This window comes from Streptomyces sp. NPDC059909 (assembly GCF_042730885.1).
GTDB lineage: Bacteria > Actinomycetota > Actinomycetes > Streptomycetales > Streptomycetaceae > Streptomyces.
Genome location: NZ_JBHWKX010000100.1, coordinates 1 through 19833 on the forward strand (window position 1 = coordinate 1; position 19833 = coordinate 19833).

The following is a 19833-nucleotide window of genomic DNA, read 5'->3' on the forward strand; positions in this document are numbered from 1 at the left end:
CGCTGGTCACACTTCCGACGCCGCAGCCAAGCCCGCGCCCGCCGCTGCCATTACCAACGCCGAGGCCACGACCCCCACATGCGGTTGCAGTATTAGAGGTTGTCTCACGTGACTTGATGTTCGTGCGGCATGATGCCGGCCGTGGGTGCTGATCTATCGAAGCGTCTGGTTCCTGATGAACTCTGGGAGCTGGCCGCCCCGTTGCTGCCGTCGTTCGCTGCTCGTCCGCAAGGTGGTGGGACCGCTCCGTGTGACGAGCGGGCCGTGTTCACGGCAGTGGTGTACGCGCTGACCAGCGGCTGTGCCTGGCGGCATCTGCCGCCGACGTTCGGCACGTCGCCCGCCACCGCGCATCGCCGCTTCACGGTATGGACCGAGGCCGGCCTGTGGCGTCGGCTGCACCGGGCGATGCTGGACGAACTCGGGGCCCGGGGCGAGGTGGACTGGACCTCGGCGATCGTCGACGCGGCCTCCGTTCGCGCCAAAAGGGGGGATCGCTGACCGGGCCGAACCCGGTCGATCGCGGCAAGAAGGGCAGCAAGCTGCACGTGTTGTCCGATGCCCAGGGCATCCCGCTCGCCGTCGCCGTGTCCGGCGCGAACATGCACGACAGCCTCGCCCTCAAGCCGCTCATCCGCGGCATACCCGCCGTCCGGTCCCGCCGGGGACCCCGACGGAACCGTCCACAAGGACTGACAAGGCGTACTTCTCCGCCGAACACCTGGCCTGGCTGCGCGAGCGCGGGCTCGTCGCGCGCATCGCGCGGCCCGGCATCGAGTCCGGCGAACGCCTCGGTCGGCACCGCTGGAAGATCGAACGGTCGATCGCCTGACTCTTCGGCTACCGCCGCCTCACCGTCCGATACGAGCGAAAGGGCTCGCACTTCCTCGCCTTCCTCGGCCTGGCCGCCGCCCTGACCTGCTACAAGAAGCTCGCGAAACTTGCCACGTGTGACACCCTCTTATCCTCCGGAATCCCATGATGAGAGAACCATTCCTCCCAACTCCCGAACCCTGCGGGCGGGGGCTTTGCGGCATAGCCCAACGCCAGCGCCCAGAACTCGGCCAGCTTCGCCGCGTGCACGCAGTCGATCGTCAAACTCCACCTGGTCGCCATCGGCGCTCCTCTGTCGGATGAGCGGTCCGTACCGCGCGCCTCTGGCACCTCCAGTCGGGTCCATCGCGCGTAGGCCCTGTGGGCTTGACAAACGGCATGACGAATCGTTGGCAAGGACAGGGACCGGCCAACTACAGGCTTGTGGTCCGGAACCTGCATCACCGGGTTGTGCGTCGTATCGGGCACGTCGTGCTCATGGCTGCGGGGCGGGGACGGTTCCGAGGCAGATCGGTGGGCGCGTGGGCGTGGTGGGGCGGGCGAACAGCTGGGGGACGCCGACGGCGAAGTCTGCAGCGCTGCGGCGGTGGCTGCGTCACGTCGGCCGGAGGCGTTGGGGCGAGGACACGAGAGGCCCGTCGCCCTGGGCGCGTGGTCGTGTTCTCGCGTTGCTCGCGGTTCTGATCGCCGGGCTGCTGGCGTTCCGCTCTGCCGTGCCCAACACCGTTGGTCGCTTCGGCAGCCTGCTGGAGACATTTCTGCCCTGGCTCGGTCTGCCGATTCTGTTGGTGCTCGGCCTGGCAGTCCTGCGCCGCTCGGGCACCGCGCTGGTCGCCCTGTTGTTGCCCGCAGCCGCCTGGGCAAACCTCTTCGGCGGGCTGCTTCTCGGCGAGGACCGCGGCGTACCCGACATCGTGGCGGTCCAGCACAACGTCAGTGACGAGAACACCGATCCCGCGGGGACAGCGCGTGCTCTGATCCGGTCCGCACCGGATCTCATCGCTCTGCAGGAGCTGACGCCCTCCGCAGTGCCGCTCTACGAGACAGTGCTGGCATCGGCGTACCCTCACCGCGCGGTCCGGGGAACTGTCGGACTCTGGTCGAAGTACCCGCTGACAGACGTCAGGTCGTTGGACATCAAGCCGGAGGGGATCGGCGACGACTGGAGCCGTGGACTGCGGTCCAGCGCACAGACGCCGTGGGGCGACATCGCGGTGTACGTGGCCCACTTGCCCTCCGTCCGCGTCCGATTGAGCGGTTTCAGCTCCGGTTGGCGGGACGAAAGCGCCGGATTGCTGGGCACGGCCATCGCCACCGAGAAACTGGACGAAGTGATCCTGCTGGGTGACCTCAACAGCACGGTGGACGACCGTGGACTGGCCCCGGTCACCTCGCAGATGAACGCGGCACGGCGGGGCTTCGCCTTCAGCTGGCCTGCGGCCTTCCCCTTGTCCCGGATCGACCACGTCATGACCCGCTCGGCGACCGTCACCGACATCCGAACCCTTCCGGCCACCGGCAGCGACCACCTGCCGATCGCCGCCGGCATCAAGCTTGGGCCATGATCGCTGAGTGCCTCCAAGGCTGCGTCAGACGGCGCGGCGGCTCGGGGATCGTCGTCAATCCGGCGCTGTTGGGCTGATGGCGACGAGTTCGACTTCGAAACCGTCGGCGCTCTCCAGGTACGCGGCGTAGGTCCCCTCGCCGCCGGCACGCGGATGGCGGTCGGGGAACATCAGGCGCCATCCATGATGCTGAGCATCGGAAACGAGGGCGTCCACCGTGTCGTGGTCCTCGATGTGGAACGCGAGATGGTTCAGGCCGGGACGGCACCGGTCGTGCCGGTCGGCGGTCAGGGCCGGGGACTGCTCGAAGACCATATAGGTCGGCCCCAGCCGCCAGCTGCGTCCGTTGCGCCAGCTCTGGAACGGTGCGTAGCCCAGAGTCTCGAGCAGCCACCCGAACGAGGCGATGGCGCGGCCGAGGTCGGGCACCCAGATCTCGACGTGGTGGAGGATCCCGCCGGTCGGCCGGTTCATACGGCGGCTGCCGAGGCGGGTTGGTCCAGGGGGCCGCGTTCGAGCCGGACGCCGGCCGGCACGCCCTCGCACTCGTTAGTCTGCTCGATGCCCCTCGGCGCCTGGTTGAGGTGCACGTGCTCAGCCCATTGGCCGTCATGCCCGAGCACCACAAGCGCGGTATCGGCTCGGCCCTGGTCCGACACGGCCTGAAGGCCCTCGCCGAACGGGCCGTCCCGCTCGTCTTCCTGGAGGGTGATCCGGGCTATTACTCACGTTTCGGGTTTGTGCCCGGTGGTGACCAGGGCTTCCGAAAGCCATCCTTGCGTATTCCGGATGGCGCCTTCCAGGCCATCAGGCTCCCGGACTACGAGCCGTGGATGACAGGGACACTGGTCTATGCAGAGCCGTTCTGGCGGCACGACGCAGTCGGCCTCCGTGACCCCAGCATAGCGCCGCGATGGTGCCCCTGTTGTGACGTGATGCGCCGTCCGGGCGGCGCGGCGCCGCCAGGCTGTCCGGGTGGCAGAACGAGTGCGCGTCCGCGAGATCGATGATGACGAGGGGCAGCACCGGCTGCGGATCATCCGCCGGGGCAGCGGGTCGGTGGTGACATGGCGGCGGGCTCAGATCGTGCTGCTGTCCGCGCATGGCATCAGCCTCCTGCACCACCTCAGCGAACGCGGTCAGCATCGCGCGTGACAACGGATCCAACTCCGCTGGGGTCTTGGCCTGTTTGACGTAATCGACGGCGACGGTGTCGTACGACTCCCGGACCGCATCGAGGTGGGAAGGCCCAGTCATTCCGGCGACTCTGGAGGAGGGCGCCGACACAACCTTCAGGAGGCGCCGACCTCGCTCGCCTCCCCTGCGGCCCGCCGCCCTCACGGGCGCGGGCGTCCCCGTCGAGCCTCAGGAATCCACCTCGATGAACACCAAGCGTCGATCAGCGGCGTCAGGGGCTTGGTGAGGGGCGGGTCCGCAGGCGCCAGATCACGTCAATGCCCGTCTCACGCGGGGCCGCAGGCCCTTCCGGCACCTGCACGCGCTCAATTTCGGTGAAACCCAGGCGCCGGGCGACGGCTCCGCTGGCGGAGTTGGCCTCGTCGTGATGGATCTCGATGCGATCGATGCCGGGCATCCGGCGTCCCGCATTCACGAGGGCAGCAGCAGCCATGGTGGCCAACCCCTTCCCCGTCCAGGCATGGTGGAGCCAATAGCCGATATCCAGCCCGCCCGGACCGCTCCGGCGCATCAGACTGCAGCTGCCGATCACCACACCGCCCGAGGTGATCGCGTAGTAGTACGCCTGCCCCGAGGCCCACTCCTCCTCGCACAGGGTCAGGAACTTTTCGCCCTGCGCCCTGTCATGGCTGGCCGCAAAGGGCATCCAGGGGAGCAAGTGATCACGTGAGTCGGTGATCAACCGGTGCAGGATCTCGATGTCCTGCACACGCCAGCGGCGCAGCTCGACCTGGTCCGAGCGGAGGATTTCAGCGGGCTGTTGCATGGCCAAGATCCTGACGGAGGCACATCAGATCGACAACGCAATTACCAGTCCTGAACGAGGCATCCCCTACCTCCGTCATCGCGTGGCCACCGCCGCTGCCGTCATGTGTCGGACTCAACTTCTGTGGTGCTGCCACTGCGAGTGATCGTAGTTCTCCAGCGTCCGGAGGACCGGCTGGGGAGTTCGGCCCTCACGGTGGCCCGGGTTGTCAGCAGCTCCGGCCCTGACCAGGTGAAATGCGCTCGGTCGCAGGTCGGGGAACGCGGATATCCGGTGGAGGTCCCGTGCTGGTGATGACAGAGTGAGGCGCATGCCGTCGCCCAAGGTCGAACAGCTCCTCCGGGAACTGCACGCCACTCTCACGTTGCGCAAGCGTCCAGAGGATGTGGCCCAGCTCATCCAGGATCTGTACGCCGCCCAGCATGCTGTCCTCGACACAGCCACCGAGGCGGCGCTCGCCAAATCCACCGAGCATTCGCTGCGCAACACTTGGCACGGCTACACCTCCATGCTGGAGGACTTCGCCCGTCCGGTCGGCGCCCAGCGCCAGCTCGCCCGCGCGACGGACCTGTTCACCAAGCTTCCGGAGCTACCGGCCGGCGCCGGGGACGATCCCGCGCAGATCGAGGCAGTGATCCGTCGCGCGGGTGAGGAAATCTGCCGCGGGTATGGGCAGAACGATTTCGGTGTAGACCGCCTCAACCGATCCGAGCGCGACGAGGCAGGGCTGGGCGGGATGTCCAAGCGCCAGTACAACAAGCGCTTCCGACTGCTGCGCCGGATGGAGGCCAAGCTGGCGCGGCTCATCCACGAGCAGCGCCGCCGCCGAGTGACCATCACTGGCAAAGGAGCGCTCGCTCACGCGCTGCCGTACGAACTGTTCGCCTCCGACCCGGACACTGCAGCCTTCATCGCGTACGTCACCGCGCGTGGCTACATGCGCAGCATCTTCACCAACGGTCGGCAGCGGCAGGTCTACGACGAGGTCGCCGACGCCCTGTTCCAGCGGCTCAGAGCGCACCCCGACCGGACCTGCTGGTACGCCGTTGCTCATGTGCAGTCCACGACCGAGGTCCTGTCCTGGCTGTCCGACCAGGACTTGACGCGTTTGCTGGTGCGCTGGAACGGCTTCCTGCGGGAGATCGCCGATTTGTTGGAGGACGCCTGGAGCAGATGTCCTTTGGAGCGCGACACCATGATCGTGCGCCGTGGACACGACTCGTCGACGTGGAACCAGGCTGCTCAGGCGTGGAACATCGCGCGCGCCCACTGGTTCGCCCTGCTGACCGAGCTGGGTCGGAACGAGTTCCTTGACCGGGTCTGTCTCGGCAAGGTACCCCGCCTGATGGCAGCCGACGTGGCGTACTGGCACCGCATGAGCGGCGGTGGGCTACACCCGGACACCTACGTCTGGGCGGAGCTGCCCCTGCCTTGGGAGGTTCTCCGAGGCGAGAAGGAGTGCCCGCGCTCGCTGGTTGAGGCGGCCTGTGTCCGGCATGGTGTGGACCCGATAGCCGGTGCCTGGACCGCTCCCAGGAAGGCAGTTGAGGCTGTCGCCTTCCGCCGGACACCTGAGCTGGTGCACGGAGTCGCCGTCGCCGATCCCCTCATGGCCAGCGCCCTCCGGTCGGCGGGTGTCTTCTCCGGCAGGAACAAGAACACCGCCGCCCAGGAGTGGATTTAGGACTCCGCCGTCTGCCCTGCCCTCGAGTGCCGTCGCTATTCAGTTGACCGACGCGGTGGCCTACGGAGAGGATCACCGTGGCGACGAGGAAGCTCTGCGGAGGAGCGCCCGGCTCTGATCCCGGGTGGACGCAGGTTCGAATCCTGCCCTCGTCGCCACTGGCGTAGCACGTTCACGATCTGGTCGGGCGCAAGTCCTGCGAGCCCGTCGACGAAGCGTCACTGTCGAATGGTCCGGGTCCCTGCGCTCCCCGGCCATCGAGGTCAAGCGCCGCCGAACCAACCGCCGCACGGGCAGGGCCGGCACGAAGACGATCTACGCGGTCACCAGCCTCAGCCCCGGCAGGCCACCCCCGCCCAACTCGCCGTACTCATCCGCGGGCCCTGCTCCGTCGAGGCCCTGCACCACGTCGGGGACGCAACGTTTGCCGCGGGCGCGTCCCGCGTCCGCACCGGCACCGCGCCATGGCGACCCTGCGCAACCTCGCCGAGCCGGCCTCATGCGCCAGGCTGGCCAGGCCAACCTCGCGGCAGCCGGCGACCACTACCGGTCACGGCCCGCCCACGCGCTCGACCTACTTCGTCTCGCAGCCCAAGAACGCATCAGCCGTGGGACAGGAACCGATCCTTCGTCGGTGTGAGCGCGGCCTTCCTCAAGGAGGTTCGCGCATCGGCGTCAGTCCATCGTCACCGTGTCCGCTGCCCGGCCAGGGCCGATGAGGGTCAGCGCAGGACAAGCAGGACGGCCAGCGCGATGAGCAGCGAGTCGATCCGGTCCAGCAGGCCGCCGGAGCCGGGTAGCCAGCGGCCGGCGTCCTTCGTCTGTGCACCTCTTTTGATCATCGATTCGAGAAGGTCGCCGGCCGGGCCGCCGACCGCCACCGCCACCGCCATCGGCCAGCTCAGCGCGGACAGGACGGTGAGCACGCCGAGGCCGGCCGCGGCCCCGGCCAGGGTCCCGCTCCACCGCTTGGCCGGTGACAGTGGCGACAGCCGCGGCCCGCCCACTCCTCGACCGGCAAAGTACGCCACGATGTCGGCGATCGAGACCGCCACGAACAGCGCAAGCGCGCTCGCCCCGAGCGGCACCAGCGCGGCCAGCACACTCAGCCAGGCCAGCCCGAGCAGGCCGGCGCCGAGGCGGCGCAGGCCATGGTCGGCGTCGCCGGCGAGGAGCGGCACCGCGGCCACCGCGAGCGCCCCGATCGCGACCACCCGGAGCACCTGTCCAGGCGCCAACCAGGCGGCCAGTACCACGCCTGCCACCGCCGCGGCCAGCACCGCCCGGTCCACCCAGCCCAGCCGCATCAGCCCGCCGAACTCCATCACCGCAATCACCGCGACCGTGATGGCGATGGCCGCGGCACCTGGGCGGCCCAACCAGAACGCACCGGTGACCAGTGGCACTCCGACCGCCCAGGCGCACCACCGGATCAGCAGCTCGCGGCGCCGGGACGCCGCCACCGCAATGCCGCCCAGCACCAGCGCCCCACCGAGGTAGGGCGCCAGGGAGGTCACGGTAATCACCGGGCGGATCCGGCGGTGGGAACGCCCGGAGGCATCGGAACCAGCGAGGTCGAACCAGGCCGCAGTACGTCCAGGGCGGCCTGACACGCGGCCACAATGCGCGCGTTCTCGGCGGTGTCCTTGACCGCGATACGCACGGTGCGTCCCTGGTACTCCGACGACAACGGGGAAAGGTCACGCAGGTAGACGTCGCGGCGGCGGCACTCGTTCACGAGGTGTGCAGCGCTCGGCCCGCCGGACGGCAGGGTCACGGTCAGGAAGTTCGCCACGGCCTCCTCGACCACGACGGCCTCGTCCAGCCCGGCCAGGTCGGCGGCCAGCTGCCGGCGCAGCCCGTGGGTGCGAAGCCAGCAGTCGCTGTAGTACGCCGGGTCGCGCAGGGCTGCCACTGCGGCGAGCTGCGCCGGGAGGCTGACCGGCCAGGGCGGCGTCCATCGGCGTAGTTGCGCCGCGGTGGTCGGCTCGGCCACCAGGTACGCCGCCCGCAGACCGGATAGCGCATACATCTTGGACAATGAGCTGCAGACCACTACCCGCGGATCCATCGCGGCGAGGCCGGCGAGCGACTCGGTCAGGCCGACATAGCCCAGGTATGCCTCGTCGATCCACCAGCGGGTTCGGGCCGGCGCGGCGGCGATCAGCGAGCGCAGTTCCGCGGCCGGCGCGTGGCGTCCGGTCGGATTGTTCGGGTTGACCACCACCACGAGGTCGTAGCGGCCGGACCTGACGGCAGCGGACAGCCGGGCCGGATCTATCCGCCAGCCGTCTTCGCGGCGCAACCGGAACCGGTCCACCCGGCATCCGATCACCCTCTCCGTGACGTGGGCATACTCGCCGTAGCCCGGGTCTGTCAGAAGCACCCTGCTTTCCGGTGTCAGCCACTGGCCAAGCGCCCTGAAGATCAAGTCAGATGATCCGGCGCCGACCGCGAGCGCCTCTGCCGGCAGCGCCCGAGCCGCGGCGATTTCCGCGAGCAGACCTTCGGCGCCGGCCGGTGGCGAGGTCCGGGCGGCCCAGGCCGGATCTTCCGCGAGCGCCGCCCGCACTCCGGGGGCCGGCGGGAACCAGGCGTCCAGCACGTCGGCCGCGACTACCTGATGGCGTCGGTGCAGGCTACGGAAGTCCGTGCCAATGGCGGTGAACGAGGCGCCACCGTGTTCGCAGCCGTCCGGCCGGGGTGCGAATGCCACGTCCAGCCGCCAGTCCACTTCGGACCCCAGACGCTCCAACGTGGTGCGGTAGCGGTCCATCGTGACCTTCGTCAGCTCGGTCACGCTGCCGGTCAGCACCTCGAACGTCAACGCACCGCTGTGGACAGTACGGCCGACCGGGCGCAGGCCGACGGCCAGGTACATGTCGAGCAGCTCGGTGCGCCCCATCGCCACCACCCGGCGACCGCCCCGGGCGGCGATCCAGCGCAGAGCCGCGTACATCAGCAGAGGTGCCGCTGCGGTGGCCCGCCAGCGCGGCTCAACGGTGAGGATGCGCACCTCGAACAGATCGCCCTCGGTCAGCAGCGGCAACTCGTCGCGGGTCAGGTACTTGTCCAGCGCGTACCGCCCCAACCAGGGCGGAGTCAGGCTGACAAAGCCGATTCGGGCTGCGCCTCGCGCCGCGACCAGGTAGACGTTGTCGCCGTCCAGCCCATCGCGAAGCCGCCCGGCCGGATCCGGCACATGCTGGTCCAGCTCCTGTGCGTACACCCGATGACGTAGTTCGTAGATCCACTCAAGATCCTCCGGAGTGGCAACGCGCAGCTGCAGGTCACGGCCCATAAGCACCTCTCTCGACGCGGGGGCTCCATCGTGGGGAACACAGATCGGCCGCGTCAGGGCCAAGCAACGCAGTCAGCCTGAGTACGCGTACTCAGGCGCGGTTGTCCCCAGCGCGATCCGTCCACGGAGCTTCGTGGCAACTCTCGATCTTCCGCGTTCGGCGTTCACACCCGAGTGGCGTGAGCCGGCCCTGGGCCACAGAGCGGTTGAGGTGGGGGAGTTGGAAAACCGGGTGACCCTTCCGGAGAAGCCCTACCGCACCTTCGTCGCGGAGATGGTCGCGGACGTCGGTGCCGGCCCCATGCCCGCGGACAAGCCTTCGGGATTCCTGGAGTGGGTACAGCGCTGGCAGTCCGGCGAAGCATGGTGGGACTGACCGAGCGAGCCACACGCTGTGCGTGCGTCCGGTCGTTCCCGGTCCCCTACGACGACTCGGTGATCCGCTTCTCGAACCAGTGGTGGGCGTAGGGCTCGTCGTTGAACGCGACTACCTCTTCGAAGCCGTAGGAGTGGTACAGGCCGATCGCGGCGGTGAGCGCCTTGTTGGTGTCCAGGCGCAGTACGTCGCAGCCGTGGCCGGCGGCCAGCGCCTCCAATTCGGCAAGGAACCGGCGGCCGAGACCGAGGCGCCGGGCGTGGGGCGCGACCCACATGCGCTTGATCTCGGCCGCTGCGCCGGGCAGTAGCTTCAGACCTGCGCAGCCGGCCGGCTCTCCGTGCAGGCGGGCGACCAGGAACATGCCCTGTGGCGGCCGGAGTTCGCCCGCGTCGGGCAGCAGGCTCCGCGCGGGGTCGAAGCCGGTCTCGAAGCGCTCCTGCAACTCGGTGAAGTAGGAACGCAGACAGTGTTCGGCGTCGGGGTGGTCCGGGTCGACGACCTCCAGCGCGACCGTTGCGGCGGTCAGCAATCGCTCGACCTCGGCCATGGCGGCGACCAGCCGGGCGCGCTGGTCGGTGTTGAGCGGTTCCAGCAGGGAGCCGGCCAGCTCGTCGCTGCGGCCGTCGAGTACGGCACGTTCAGCGAGTCCCGCGTCGGTGAGCCGGACGGTGCGCACCCGTTTGTCCCGGAGTTGCGGCTCCACCGTCACCAGGCCGTCGGTCTCCAGGGAGCGCAGCAGCCGGCTGACGTATCCGGAGTCGAGCCCGAGGCGCTCGCGCAGTCGCCGCACGTCCTGGCCCCGCTCGCCGATCTCCCACAGCAGCCGGGCCTGACCGATGGGCCGGTCACGGCCCAGGTAGTGCTCGTTGAGCACCCCCACACGTTCGGTGACGGTGCGGTTGAACCGTCGCACCTGATCGATCTGCGTCGCATCCATTCTCTGACTCTAGTCAGAGAATCTGGTGCGGCTCCAGACAGGCGGTCGGCCTTGACTGCAAGGGGGGACCAGGTCTGCCGCATGGCGCCGTTATTCCGGTGCGGGCGTATGTGCCCTCTGGCATCCTCGCCGCATGTCCAGGTTCGAAGATCTCATCGCCGAAGGTGAAGCCGTCCCCACGGAAGGGTGGGACTTCTCCTGGTTCAACGGTCGTGCGACCGAACAGCGTCCGTCCTGGGGGTATGCGAAGCTGCTCGCGGCCCGGATGGCGGAGGCCGAGGCGGCGCTGGACATCCAGACCGGTGGGGGCGAAGTGCTGGCGTCGGTTCCTGTGGCTCCGCCGGTTCTGGCCGTGACGGAATCGTGGCCGCCGAACGTGGAGATCTCCCGGCGCAACCTGGCGAGGTTCGATGCCACTGTCGTCGAGGTCGACGATGCCGCCGATCTGCCGTTCCCGTCGGACCATTTCGACCTGGTGGTCAGCCGTCATCCGGTGGTGACCCGTTGGGACGAGGTCCGCCGGGTCCTGCGCCCCAGCGGCACGTACCTCTCCCAGCAGGTGGGCTCGGGTTCGGTGCGGGAGCTGACCGAGTACCTGATGGGGAACCATCAGCAGCGGGCTTCGATCCGCCCGCCCGTCGGTCCGCTGACGACCACCGCCGGAGTCAGCCCGATGGCGGCCGCGGCCGGCGCGGAGGCGGCGGGGCTGGAGGTTGTCGACCTGCGCCAGGAAGCGCTCCGGATGGAGTTCTACGACATCGCCGCGGTGGTCCACTTCCTGCGCAAAGTGATCTGGATCGTCCCGGACTTCACGGCGGATGCCTATCGCGACCGTCTGGCAGAGCTCCATGCGTTCATCGAGCGCCACGGCCCCTTCGTCGCCTACTCGCAGCGATTCCTCATCGAGGCCCGGAAGAGCTGATGCATCAATGACGTGACCGGATGCTTCAGGGGGAGGGGCTGTAACAACGGTCGGCCGCGGACTTCGAGACCCTGAACAACGGCGCGAGCTGCCGCATGGTCAGGGTCGTACGGCCAGTACGTGGCGACCAGCAGCACCCGTTCACCGGTGCCTGCAGGCGGAATCCGCCGCCTGCGGGCCGACTCGTCCGACACGCCTTCGACACTCCTTGTTCGCGGCAGCGCCACCCACCCGGCAATGCGGGTGTTGCAGGCTCCTCGGACGTGACAACCAGCAACCCATTGCGAACCCTTGACCGCCGCAGATTCCTTGCCCTGACGGGCGGCACCCTGGGCGTCCTCGCCGCAGGCCAGCTCACCGAGGCACTTTCGGCGCGAGCCGCGGAACTGGACCCGGCCCCCTTCACGCTCGGCGTCGCCTCCGGCGACCCCGACCATCACAGCGTCGTCCTGTGGACCCGCCTCGTGCCGGACCCCCTGAACGCCGAGACCGGCGGCATGGTCGCGGCGCCCGTCGAGGTCCAGTGGGAAGTGGCGCACGACGAATCGTTCCAGCAGGTGGTCGGACGCGGCTCGGTGACCGCGCTGCCCGAGTCCGCCCACACCGTGCATGTGGTCGTCGACGACCTGGCGCCGGACCGCTGGTACTGGTACCGCTTCCGGTACGACGGGGTCCACAGCCGCACAGGCCGGACCCGTACCATGCCGTCGCCAGGGGCGAAGGCCGACAGCATGCGGTTCGCGTTCGTCTCCTGCCAGTCCTGGACGGGAGGCGCCTACCCTGCCTACCGCGATCTGGCCGAGCAGGACCTCGACTTCGTGCTGCACCTCGGCGACTACATCTACGAGACGTCGAAGGGCAGCCTCACCGAGTTCCGCCGACTGCACGCCCTCTACAAGACCTCCCCGGACCTGCGCGCCGCTCACGCCCGCTTCCCGTTCATCGTCACCTGGGACGACCACGAGGTCCAGAACAACTACGCGGCCGACGTCCCGGGCGGTGCTGGGGACGGACGCCCGTTCCTGGAGCGCCGCGGCAACGGCTACCAGGCCTACTACGAGCACCTGCCGCTCCGCCCCGAGCACCGTCCCGAGGGCCCGGACATGCCGATCTACCGTCGGCTCCGCTTCGGCAAGCTCGCAGAGTTCAGCGTGCTCGACACCCGTCAGTACCGCACCGACCAGGCGTACGGGGACGGGCGCAAGGAGCCCGGCCCTGAGGTCTGGAATCCCACCCGCACGATGACCGGTCCCGAGCAGGAGAAGTGGCTCCTGGACGGCCTGGACCACTCAAAGGCTCGCTGGAACGTCATCGCCCAGCAGACCATCATGGCCGCCTTCGACTACGATCTCGGTCCCGGGAAGATCGTCAACCTGGACCAGTGGGACGGATACGCGGGGGCGCGGGCCCGCATCCTCGACTTCGTCGCCGACCGCCAGGTTTCCAACCCGGTGGTGCTCAGCGGCGACTGGCACACTCACTGGGTCAACGACCTCAAGACCGACTTCGACGACCCGAACTCCCCGGTCGTCGCGACCGAGTTCGTCGGAACCTCGATCTCCTCCGGCGCGGGCTGGGATGCGGACGTCCGGGCGGGCCTGGTCGCCAACCCGCATGTGAAGTTCTACAACGGCACCTACCGCGGCTATGTGATGTGCGAGGTGACACCCGAGCGGTGGCGAGCCGACCTGCGGATCGTTCTCAAGGGCGGCGACGCGGCCTCTCCCGCCTTCACCCTCGCCGCCTTCGAGGTGCGGGACGGAATACCCGGCGCCGAGCGGATCGATGCCGGCGACGGACTGGTCGGCCGGATCACCGACCGGGTCACCGGCGTCCCGCTGGCCAACGTCCAGGTCACGGTCACGGGGGCGGACGGCACCCGATTCGCCACCAGCACCACCGACGCGACCGGCGAGTACCTCGCCTTCGCGCCGCCCGGCGAGTACACGGTCGCCGTCAACGGCGTCGGCTACGAACCGGTGACGGCTGTGGCGGCCGTGCGCCAGGGCGTCCAGACCAGAGGTGACGTGGCTCTGGTGCGCGCCGCGGTCCGGGCGGGCACCGGCCACTCGGTGCCCGGCCCGCAGTCCCAGGCGACGGCCTCGGACGTGGTGCTGTCCAACAACCTGCTGGCGCTTGCCGTCTCGGCCGGCTCCCAGGACCCGCAGCTGCCCGGAGCGACCTTGGGCAAGCCGCTGGACCTCGCGGCCATCGGCCATCTGGACCAGCTGGACTGGATGAACCTGCCGTACGCGTCGGTGGCACAGCCCCGCGGCTCCAACGCCTGGCAGCAGCTGACCGTGCGCTCCACCGCCCTGGAGGTGCTCTCCGCCGAGGGCCCGGTCGCCTCGGCCCGGGCCACGGGAGTCAGCACCCAGCTTCCGGACCTCGAGGTGGTCACCACCTACTCGGTCCGCCAGGACGAGCCCTGGGTCACCGCCGAGAGCGCCTTCACCAACCGCGGCCCCGCCGCCTGCACCTTCTATGTGGGCGATGTGCTGGACCACGACGGCGCAGGCCAGCGCAGCGGCGTCGCCGGCCATGGCACCGTGACCGCCTCGGCACCGGCCGACCTCACCCCGACCGCGCCGTGGATCGGCATGACCGGGTCGGACGGGCAGACGTACGGTCTGCTCTACGACGAGCCCGGCTTCACCGCGTACGCGTGCGGGATCTGGGTGATGAGCCAACGCCGGGTGACGCTCGCCCCCGGGGCCGCGTTCACCCTGCGCCGCAGGATCGCCGCGCTCGACAACGGCGGTGCGGCCGACCCGTTCGCGGTGCTCGCCGGTCTCTGATCGGGTCGGCGGCGCCGGCCGGAAGAGCGAGCGGGCCATGGCTTGGAGGGTCTGCTCGGCCACGTCGGGCGCGCTGATCTTCGGTGCGTCCGACGTGGCGCTGAGGTCGGTGTCCACGAAGCCGGCGTGGACCCCATCACCAAGGTGCCCTGTTCGCGTAGGCCCTGCCGCAATGAGTCCGTCAAGGACCACTGTGCTGCCTTGGCGGCGGCACAGCCGGGGAACAGAGGCTGCCCGACCGAGGACGCCGGCGACAGCATGTTCACCAGGGCGCCGCCGCCGTTGCGGGCCAGGATCGGGGCGAACGCCCGGGAAACGGCCCAGGTGCCGAAGTAGTTGACCTCCATCGTCCGGCGCGCACCGTCGAAGGTGCCCTCCGGGAGTTTCAGGTGCCGGCCGCTGGTGGAACAAGGCCCGGTGGGGGACGCCACGGTTGCTGTGGCATGTGCAGGTGTGCAGGTGGCTGTGGATCGGGACGGGTGCCGGATGGGTGACAGCGCGCCCGGTTGGTTCACTTCCGTTCGGTCAGAGTCTCCTCGATCGCCGCGATCGCCGTGTTCGTCTCCGCCTGGCCGATGTCCAGGTAGAACACGGCCCTGACCCCGTCCTCACCTGAGGGCAGCATGTGGACTCCCCGGCGGTGCATCTCCTCGACGAACACCGCGGCCCTGGCGTTCGTCAGGCGGAACCGCACGATGTTGGTCTGCACCGTGGACGGTTCCAGATCGACTCCCTTGAGGGACGCCACCCCTTCGGCGAACCACCGGGCGTGCGCATGCGTTTCGTCCAGGCGCTCGCGGTGATGCTCCAGAGCGTGCAGGGCGCCGGCGGCGACGATGCCCGCCTGTCGGAATCCGCCTCCGATCTGCTGCTTGAAACGCCTCGCGCGGGCGATCAGGTCGGCCGGCCCGGCCAGGCAGGATCCGACCGGGGCGCCGAGTGCCTTGGAAAAGCACACGCTGACGGTGTCGAAGGGCGCGGCGTAGTCGGCTTCGCCGACCCCGGAGGCAACGCTCGCGTGCCACAGCCGCGCCCCGTCCAGGTGCAGGGCCAGTGCTCGCTCACGGCCCGCAGCGGCGACTGCTTGGATGTCCTCCAGCGGCCAGACGGTGCCACCGCCGCTGTTGTGCGTGTTCTCCACGCACAGCAGGCGCACCGGAGCCGGGACGGTCGAGGGGAAGAAGGGGTGTGGGGACCCCACGGCGGTGCGAACGGCATCGGCGGTGAAGATTCCCCGTGTTCCCGGAAGCAGGCGGGGCAGCACTCCGGAGTAGGCCGATGGGGCGCCGCCCTCCAGTAGGTAGACGTGTGCGCTCTGTTCGAACAGCACCGCATCTCCGGGCTCGGTGTGCACACGGATGCCGACCTGGTTGGTCATCGTGCCCGTGGGCATGTAGACGGCGTCCTCCTTGCCAAGGAGTTGTGCTGTTCTCTCCTCCAGGGCCTTGACCGTGGGGTCGTCGCCGTACACGTCGTCACCCACCTCCGCCTGTGCCATGGCACGGCGCATGGCGGGGGTGGGGCGGCTGCAGGTGTCACTACGAAGGTCGATCATGATTGCGTTCCTTGGGTGGACGGCGACTGCAGGGTGTGGCAGGCGGTTGTGCGGTGAGGTACTCGAAGCCGGTCGGGCTCCGGGATCGGGGCGCCGTGGGTGGTGTGGTCGGCGGGGTTCGTCGAGCCCGGATGCCGTCGGTGGTCGGGGGCGGCTGTGGGACCGGCGGGCCGGTGCAGCCGGGCGACGGGCCGCGTGGCGGAATCCACCTGGTGCTGCGCGGTGGCCGGGGCGTGCTCTGCACGGGTGGGTGCGGCGGAGCGGCGGTTGATCAGCACGACACCGCTGATGATGACGACGCCGCCGGCCACCTCGAGGGGGTGGGGGACTTCGGAGAGCCACACGAACGAGACGACGAGCGCGACCGGCGGCACCAGGTACAGGGCGGCGGTGGAGACGCTCAGCGGCAGCCGGGCCACGGCGTAGCCCCAGATGACGAATCCCAGGGCGGAGGGCAGCAGGGCCAGGTACGCCACCGATACGAGGGCTCCCGGTGGGGCGGTGGCGACGGTGCGCAGGGTCGCCGGGAGCAGCGGCAGGGCAAGGACGGTGCCGGCCACCATTGCGTACGTCGCGACCTCCAGGCCGCTGTAGCGGCGCAGCAGGGGCTTGGAGACGACGTGGTACACGCCCTGCACGACGGCGGCGGCGAGGACCACGAGCGCGCCGGCGGAGAAACCCGCGGAGCCGCCCGCGAGCGCGACGATCACGGAACCGCCGATGGCGACGCCGCTGCCGATGACCACCTGGCGGGTGACCGGTTCGGACAGGAACGCCCTGCCCAGCAGGACGCTGAAGACGGGAGCGATGGAGATCAGCATGCTCGCGGTGCCCGCGGAGACATGGACCTCGCCCCAGTTGAGCAGTACCTGGTAGGCGGTCATGCCGGTTGCGCCGGCGAGCACGATCAGCGGCAGGTCCCGGGGCCGGGGGCGCCGGACCCCGAGGAACGGCGCGACCACCGCCAAGGCGACGGCGGCGATGGCCAGCCGCAGGAAGGACAGCGCCGCCACCCCGAGGCCGTCGACCCCGACGCGGATGGCCGGGAATGCCGAGGCCCAGAGCACGACGACGCCCACCAGGGCGAGGAAGCTGCGGGAGCCGATGCGTGTGTTCACGTCTCCTACGGTGCGCCGGATAAAGCAAAAGATCCAGTTAGTTATTCTTGCGTGATTGAGAAGTATCGCTGAATCAATCGCAGTGTGACGCGGTCGATGACTCCAGCGGGTGCGGGCGGGCCCTGGAGGCGACGGGTCGCCGGGGAACGTCGCGAGACTGGGGCGGCCCTCTGATCGACGGAAGGCTATGCTTGATTGTTCAGGGGCGATGCATAAGGAAATCTTCATGCTTGATGTGAGACGACTCCGGATCCTGCACTACCTGTCCACCTACGGCACGGTCGCGGCCGCGGCGCAGGCGCTGCATCTGACCGCTCCCGCCATTTCCCAGCAACTCGCGGCGCTGGAACGGGAAGTGGGGCTGCCCGTCGTGGAGAAGCAGGGGCGCACCCTGCGTCTGACCCATGTGGGTGAGCTGCTGGTGTCCCACGCCGACATCGTGCTGAGTGATCTGGCTGCCGCCGAGTCCGATCTGGAGGCCATCCGGGGTGGCGGTCACGGCATCGTCCGCATCGCCGCCTTCTCCTCCGCCGCCCGCACTTTGATCGCTCCGCTGTGGAAACGCATCCTCGGCACGGGGGAAGAAGGCGACGTCTCGCTGACACTGGAGCTCGTCGAGCAGGAGCCCGATGCGGCCTTGGAAGCCTTGCGCCGCCGGGACGTCGATCTGGCCGTCGTCCACGGATACACGGTTCTGCCGCGGGACTTCCCCACCGGATGCGAGCAGAACAAGCTCCTCGAGGAACCCGTCCTGCTCGCACTCCACCCCGATCACGCCACCCGCATGGGAATCGGGCCGGGTGAACCCGTGGACCTGGCGCGCCTTTCCGGCAGCTCCTGGCTCACGCCGGGCCCGGAGACGTCCTGTTACGAGATGATCCAGCGGGCCTGCGGTGCGGCCGGATTCGTTCCGGCCATCCGGTCCCGCAGCAGCGACTTCTCCGTACTGGCGGCATTGGTTGCCGCAGGAGCGGGAGCGGCCCTCCTGCCCCGCATGACCCTCCCGGACCCGACGCCGGGGCCGATCAGTCTGCACCCCCTCCTCCACCCCGTCACCCGCACCGTCTACACCGTCAGCCGCAGCGGCACATCCCGGCGCCCCGACATCCGCCACCTCGGGGACCTCCTGCAGCAGGCAGCAGCCGAAACCGCGGCGATCCTGCAGGAGAACCACAGCTGACGACGCCGTTGATCGCGCAAACACACTGCTCGAATCCCAGACGCTTGATCAGCGTGAATGCGACGCGGTCGGGGCAGCCCGGCCCAAGGGGCTCGCCCCGGCCTGTTGGAGGACGGCGGCCAACAACCCGGGGAAGCGGCAGCCGGGCCCTCGCGGCGCAGACCGACGAGGCGTCGCCGGTCTCGGTGCGCTGGCGGAAGGTGCCGGCGGGGCCGGTGAAGGTGCCGACGTGGATGCGCTGGAGTCCTCGCGCAGGTTGGCCCAGGTGTCGTCGCAGGGGCTCGGCGATGCGGACCGGCAGCAACGCGAGCCGGCAGAGCTGGAGATGGGAGCGTATCCGGGCGTTGTCAACGCCGTGACCTGTAACTTCAGGTTGAACAATGCTCTGTTGGCGGTGAGCGTCTCAGTGTTGAGAGCTCCGCCGCCGCGCTGGCCGACAAGCACGGAAACAACCATGTGATGGGCCCGCCCGCCGAGCCCATGGTGCACGAGTGGAAACTCAGATCCGTGAGTCCGCTGATGGGCGGCACGCCGACGTGGGCGGGGGAGGGCCAGGACAGCGTCTTCTCTGCTTCGGCTGTGAACGAAACGAAGCCTTCCATCCAGCCCTTCAACACCTTCCGGGCCCATTCGGGATCGGCGAGGCCGCCGACCGAGCCGACGGTGATGCCCGCCTTGCCGGTGAGTTTCCTCGCCCATGCCGCAAGGTTGAGGTCGGACCCCTCGAATGCCGGCTCCCAAGAGCGGCGGGTGGAAGGGGGAAACGCGTTGACTCCGGCATCGACTATGGGGGCAAGCACTGCCTGCGGCTCGCCGGGCGTGTCGGCCGGCCGGGCGCCGAAGTCCCAGCCCTTCCACTGGGAGAACCGGAAGATCACCGGGAAGCCGGCGTCCCCGGGCGGGAAGGGGCGATAGCGGCCAGGTCGTCGGAGGAGGCCGCTATCAACAATGGCGAGGCGGCGGGTATGCGGAGGGCGGTGCCGGTGACGGTGGCCAGCAGCGCCAGGAAGATCACCGTGGCGCCGTAGCCGGTCGTTGTGGTGCGCAGGCTGAGGGATGTGCACGGCGAGTCCCGCCAGCACGGCGGGAACGCTGAAGGCCAGGTAGCTGACGACTACCCGCACGCGCTTCTGCAGATTCTGCCTGCTGGTTCGATTCGCCAGGTGTCGCGGGGCTATAGCGACGTAGAGAAGGCGCCCGGCAGCCAGGTCGGACATTACCTGGCCTGAACGCCAGCCACGGGCTGCGAGCAGGCTCTCGCCCTCGCCCTCAGGCTGGTGAACGCCTTACCCAACCGCTCTGCTGAAGCTCGTCGTCCAGGAAGACCAGCAACGGCTGGCCGCGAGCCATCGGCATGGCCACGACAAAGCGCAGCGGGCTGTCGGTGCGGTTGTTGGCGTCCTGAAAGTGGATTGCGTCCCCGCCGGGCTCCCACCACGTCCACCGGCTACCAGGCGGCCGGGCGTGGGCTGAACCGGCACCGCAAGCGGCAAGCGGGCCTTCGCCGCAAGCTCCAGGCCAAGGGCACCAAGTCTGCCAAGCGGCTGTTGAAGAAGCGCAACCGGCGCGAGACGCGCCATGCCGCCAACACCAACCA

General features: G+C 69.2%; 15 protein-coding genes, 1 tRNA gene and 6 pseudogenes. 11 read left to right on the plus strand and 11 right to left on the minus strand.

Annotated elements, in window-relative coordinates; genetic code table 11:
- Positions 1-141: 141 nt before the first annotated feature.
- Together ACFV9O_RS35840 and ACFV9O_RS35845 are read left to right on the plus strand one after the other, a co-directional pair.
- A pseudogene (locus tag ACFV9O_RS35840) lies at positions 142-982 on the plus strand (IS5 family transposase).
- A gap of 430 nt (positions 983-1412) precedes the next feature.
- On the plus strand, positions 1413-2399 hold the full coding sequence (locus tag ACFV9O_RS35845; RefSeq protein ID WP_385425974.1) for an endonuclease/exonuclease/phosphatase family protein: 987 nt from the start codon (positions 1413-1415) through the stop codon (positions 2397-2399).
- Between the two features lie 54 nt (positions 2400-2453).
- Here ACFV9O_RS35845 and ACFV9O_RS35850 read toward each other — a convergent pair whose 3' ends face one another.
- Positions 2454-2873 carry a VOC family protein gene (locus tag ACFV9O_RS35850; protein ID WP_385425938.1) on the minus strand — a complete coding sequence of 140 codons (420 nt, stop codon included), beginning with the start codon at positions 2871-2873 and terminating at the stop codon, positions 2454-2456.
- Positions 2874-2989: 116 nt separating this feature from the next.
- Between ACFV9O_RS35850 and ACFV9O_RS35855 the strand changes: the two genes are divergently transcribed.
- Positions 2990-3409, plus strand: a complete 420-nt coding sequence (locus ACFV9O_RS35855) for a GNAT family N-acetyltransferase (protein ID WP_385425978.1) — start codon at positions 2990-2992, stop codon at positions 3407-3409.
- Positions 3375-3509, plus strand: a pseudogene (locus tag ACFV9O_RS35860) (IS630 family transposase); the annotation flags it as partial. The gene ACFV9O_RS35855 and the pseudogene ACFV9O_RS35860, both read left to right, overlap by 35 nt.
- Here the strand turns inward: ACFV9O_RS35860 and ACFV9O_RS35865 are convergent.
- Positions 3510-3656, minus strand: a pseudogene (locus ACFV9O_RS35865) (SAM-dependent methyltransferase); the annotation flags it as partial. It lies immediately after the preceding pseudogene.
- A gap of 151 nt (positions 3657-3807) precedes the next feature.
- Positions 3808-4362: a GNAT family N-acetyltransferase gene (locus ACFV9O_RS35870; protein WP_385425940.1), complete on the minus strand. Its 555-nt coding sequence runs from the start codon at positions 4360-4362 to the stop codon at positions 3808-3810.
- A gap of 310 nt (positions 4363-4672) precedes the next feature.
- Between ACFV9O_RS35870 and ACFV9O_RS35875 the strand changes: the two genes are divergently transcribed.
- Positions 4673-6046 (plus strand): hypothetical protein, encoded by a 1374-nt coding sequence (locus ACFV9O_RS35875; RefSeq protein ID WP_385425942.1) that lies wholly within the window; start codon positions 4673-4675, stop codon positions 6044-6046.
- An 82-nt stretch (positions 6047-6128) separates the two neighbouring features.
- Positions 6129-6204: transfer RNA gene (locus ACFV9O_RS35880), tRNA-Gln, on the plus strand.
- A 564-nt stretch (positions 6205-6768) separates the two neighbouring features.
- Here the strand turns inward: ACFV9O_RS35880 and ACFV9O_RS35885 are convergent.
- Together ACFV9O_RS35885 and ACFV9O_RS35890 are read right to left on the minus strand one after the other, a co-directional pair.
- Entirely contained in the window at positions 6769-7572 is an 804-nt protein-coding gene (locus tag ACFV9O_RS35885) for a phosphatidate cytidylyltransferase (protein WP_385425945.1), read from the minus strand.
- Positions 7569-9347, minus strand: a complete 1779-nt coding sequence (locus tag ACFV9O_RS35890) for an aminotransferase class I/II-fold pyridoxal phosphate-dependent enzyme (RefSeq protein ID WP_385425948.1) — start codon at positions 9345-9347, stop codon at positions 7569-7571. The genes ACFV9O_RS35885 and ACFV9O_RS35890 overlap by 4 nt, the downstream gene beginning before the upstream one ends.
- Positions 9348-9558: 211 nt before the next feature.
- Here ACFV9O_RS35890 and ACFV9O_RS35895 point away from each other — a divergent pair, with 211 nt between their 5' ends.
- Positions 9559-9723: a hypothetical protein gene (locus ACFV9O_RS35895; RefSeq protein WP_385425950.1), complete on the plus strand. Its 165-nt coding sequence runs from the start codon at positions 9559-9561 to the stop codon at positions 9721-9723.
- A 46-nt stretch (positions 9724-9769) separates the two neighbouring features.
- On the opposite strand, the gene ACFV9O_RS35900 is transcribed toward ACFV9O_RS35895, so the two are convergent.
- A complete protein-coding gene (locus tag ACFV9O_RS35900; protein WP_385425953.1) occupies positions 9770-10663 on the minus strand; it encodes a GNAT family N-acetyltransferase in 894 nt (297 codons plus the stop codon).
- A gap of 133 nt (positions 10664-10796) precedes the next feature.
- Here ACFV9O_RS35900 and ACFV9O_RS35905 point away from each other — a divergent pair, with 133 nt between their 5' ends.
- Positions 10797-11585 carry a methyltransferase domain-containing protein gene (locus tag ACFV9O_RS35905; RefSeq protein ID WP_385425956.1) on the plus strand — a complete coding sequence of 263 codons (789 nt, stop codon included), beginning with the start codon at positions 10797-10799 and terminating at the stop codon, positions 11583-11585.
- A 46-nt stretch (positions 11586-11631) separates the two neighbouring features.
- On the opposite strand, the pseudogene ACFV9O_RS35910 reads toward ACFV9O_RS35905, so the two are convergent.
- Positions 11632-11725: pseudogene (locus ACFV9O_RS35910) on the minus strand (transposase family protein); the annotation flags it as partial.
- A 123-nt stretch (positions 11726-11848) separates the two neighbouring features.
- Between ACFV9O_RS35910 and ACFV9O_RS35915 the strand changes: the two are divergent.
- Entirely contained in the window at positions 11849-14383 is a 2535-nt protein-coding gene (locus ACFV9O_RS35915) for an alkaline phosphatase D family protein (protein ID WP_385425959.1), read from the plus strand.
- Between the two features lie 176 nt (positions 14384-14559).
- Here ACFV9O_RS35915 and ACFV9O_RS35920 read toward each other — a convergent pair.
- From ACFV9O_RS35920 to ACFV9O_RS35930, 3 genes and pseudogenes are all read right to left on the minus strand, one after another.
- Positions 14560-14730: pseudogene (locus ACFV9O_RS35920) on the minus strand (SDR family NAD(P)-dependent oxidoreductase); the annotation flags it as partial.
- 164 nt (positions 14731-14894) lie between these two features.
- Positions 14895-15938, minus strand: coding sequence for a threonine aldolase family protein (locus ACFV9O_RS35925; RefSeq protein ID WP_385425962.1), 1044 nt, complete (start codon positions 15936-15938; stop codon positions 14895-14897).
- Positions 15935-17056 carry a DMT family transporter gene (locus ACFV9O_RS35930; protein WP_385425965.1) on the minus strand — a complete coding sequence of 374 codons (1122 nt, stop codon included), beginning with the start codon at positions 17054-17056 and terminating at the stop codon, positions 15935-15937. Before ACFV9O_RS35930 ends, ACFV9O_RS35925 begins: the two co-directional genes overlap by 4 nt.
- Positions 17057-17282: 226 nt before the next feature.
- Here ACFV9O_RS35930 and ACFV9O_RS35935 point away from each other — a divergent pair, with 226 nt between their 5' ends.
- Positions 17283-18236, plus strand: a complete 954-nt coding sequence (locus ACFV9O_RS35935; RefSeq protein ID WP_385425968.1) for a LysR family transcriptional regulator — start codon at positions 17283-17285, stop codon at positions 18234-18236.
- 368 nt (positions 18237-18604) lie between these two features.
- Here ACFV9O_RS35935 and ACFV9O_RS35940 read toward each other — a convergent pair whose 3' ends face one another.
- Positions 18605-19453 carry a hypothetical protein gene (locus ACFV9O_RS35940; RefSeq protein ID WP_385425971.1) on the minus strand — a complete coding sequence of 283 codons (849 nt, stop codon included), beginning with the start codon at positions 19451-19453 and terminating at the stop codon, positions 18605-18607.
- A gap of 195 nt (positions 19454-19648) precedes the next feature.
- Between ACFV9O_RS35940 and ACFV9O_RS35945 the strand changes: the two are divergent.
- Positions 19649-19833: pseudogene (locus ACFV9O_RS35945) on the plus strand (RNA-guided endonuclease TnpB family protein); the annotation flags it as partial.

Excerpts from the sequence above, each read along its gene's own strand:
- ACFV9O_RS35925 (WP_385425962.1), bottom strand. The coding sequence starts at position 15,938 with ATGATCGACCTTCGTAGTGACACCTGCAGCCGCCCCACCCCCGCCATG.
- ACFV9O_RS35890 (WP_385425948.1), bottom strand. The coding sequence starts at position 9,347 with ATGGGCCGTGACCTGCAGCTGCGCGTTGCCACTCCGGAGGATCTTGAG.
- ACFV9O_RS35870 (WP_385425940.1), bottom strand. The coding sequence starts at position 4,362 with ATGCAACAGCCCGCTGAAATCCTCCGCTCGGACCAGGTCGAGCTGCGC.
- ACFV9O_RS35905 (WP_385425956.1), top strand. The coding sequence starts at position 10,797 with ATGTCCAGGTTCGAAGATCTCATCGCCGAAGGTGAAGCCGTCCCCACG.
- ACFV9O_RS35850 (WP_385425938.1), bottom strand. The coding sequence starts at position 2,873 with ATGAACCGGCCGACCGGCGGGATCCTCCACCACGTCGAGATCTGGGTG.
- ACFV9O_RS35935 (WP_385425968.1), top strand. The coding sequence starts at position 17,283 with ATGCTTGATGTGAGACGACTCCGGATCCTGCACTACCTGTCCACCTAC.
- ACFV9O_RS35940 (WP_385425971.1), bottom strand. The coding sequence starts at position 19,453 with ATGTCCGACCTGGCTGCCGGGCGCCTTCTCTACGTCGCTATAGCCCCG.
- ACFV9O_RS35900 (WP_385425953.1), bottom strand. The coding sequence starts at position 10,663 with ATGGATGCGACGCAGATCGATCAGGTGCGACGGTTCAACCGCACCGTC.
- ACFV9O_RS35875 (WP_385425942.1), top strand. The coding sequence starts at position 4,673 with ATGCCGTCGCCCAAGGTCGAACAGCTCCTCCGGGAACTGCACGCCACT.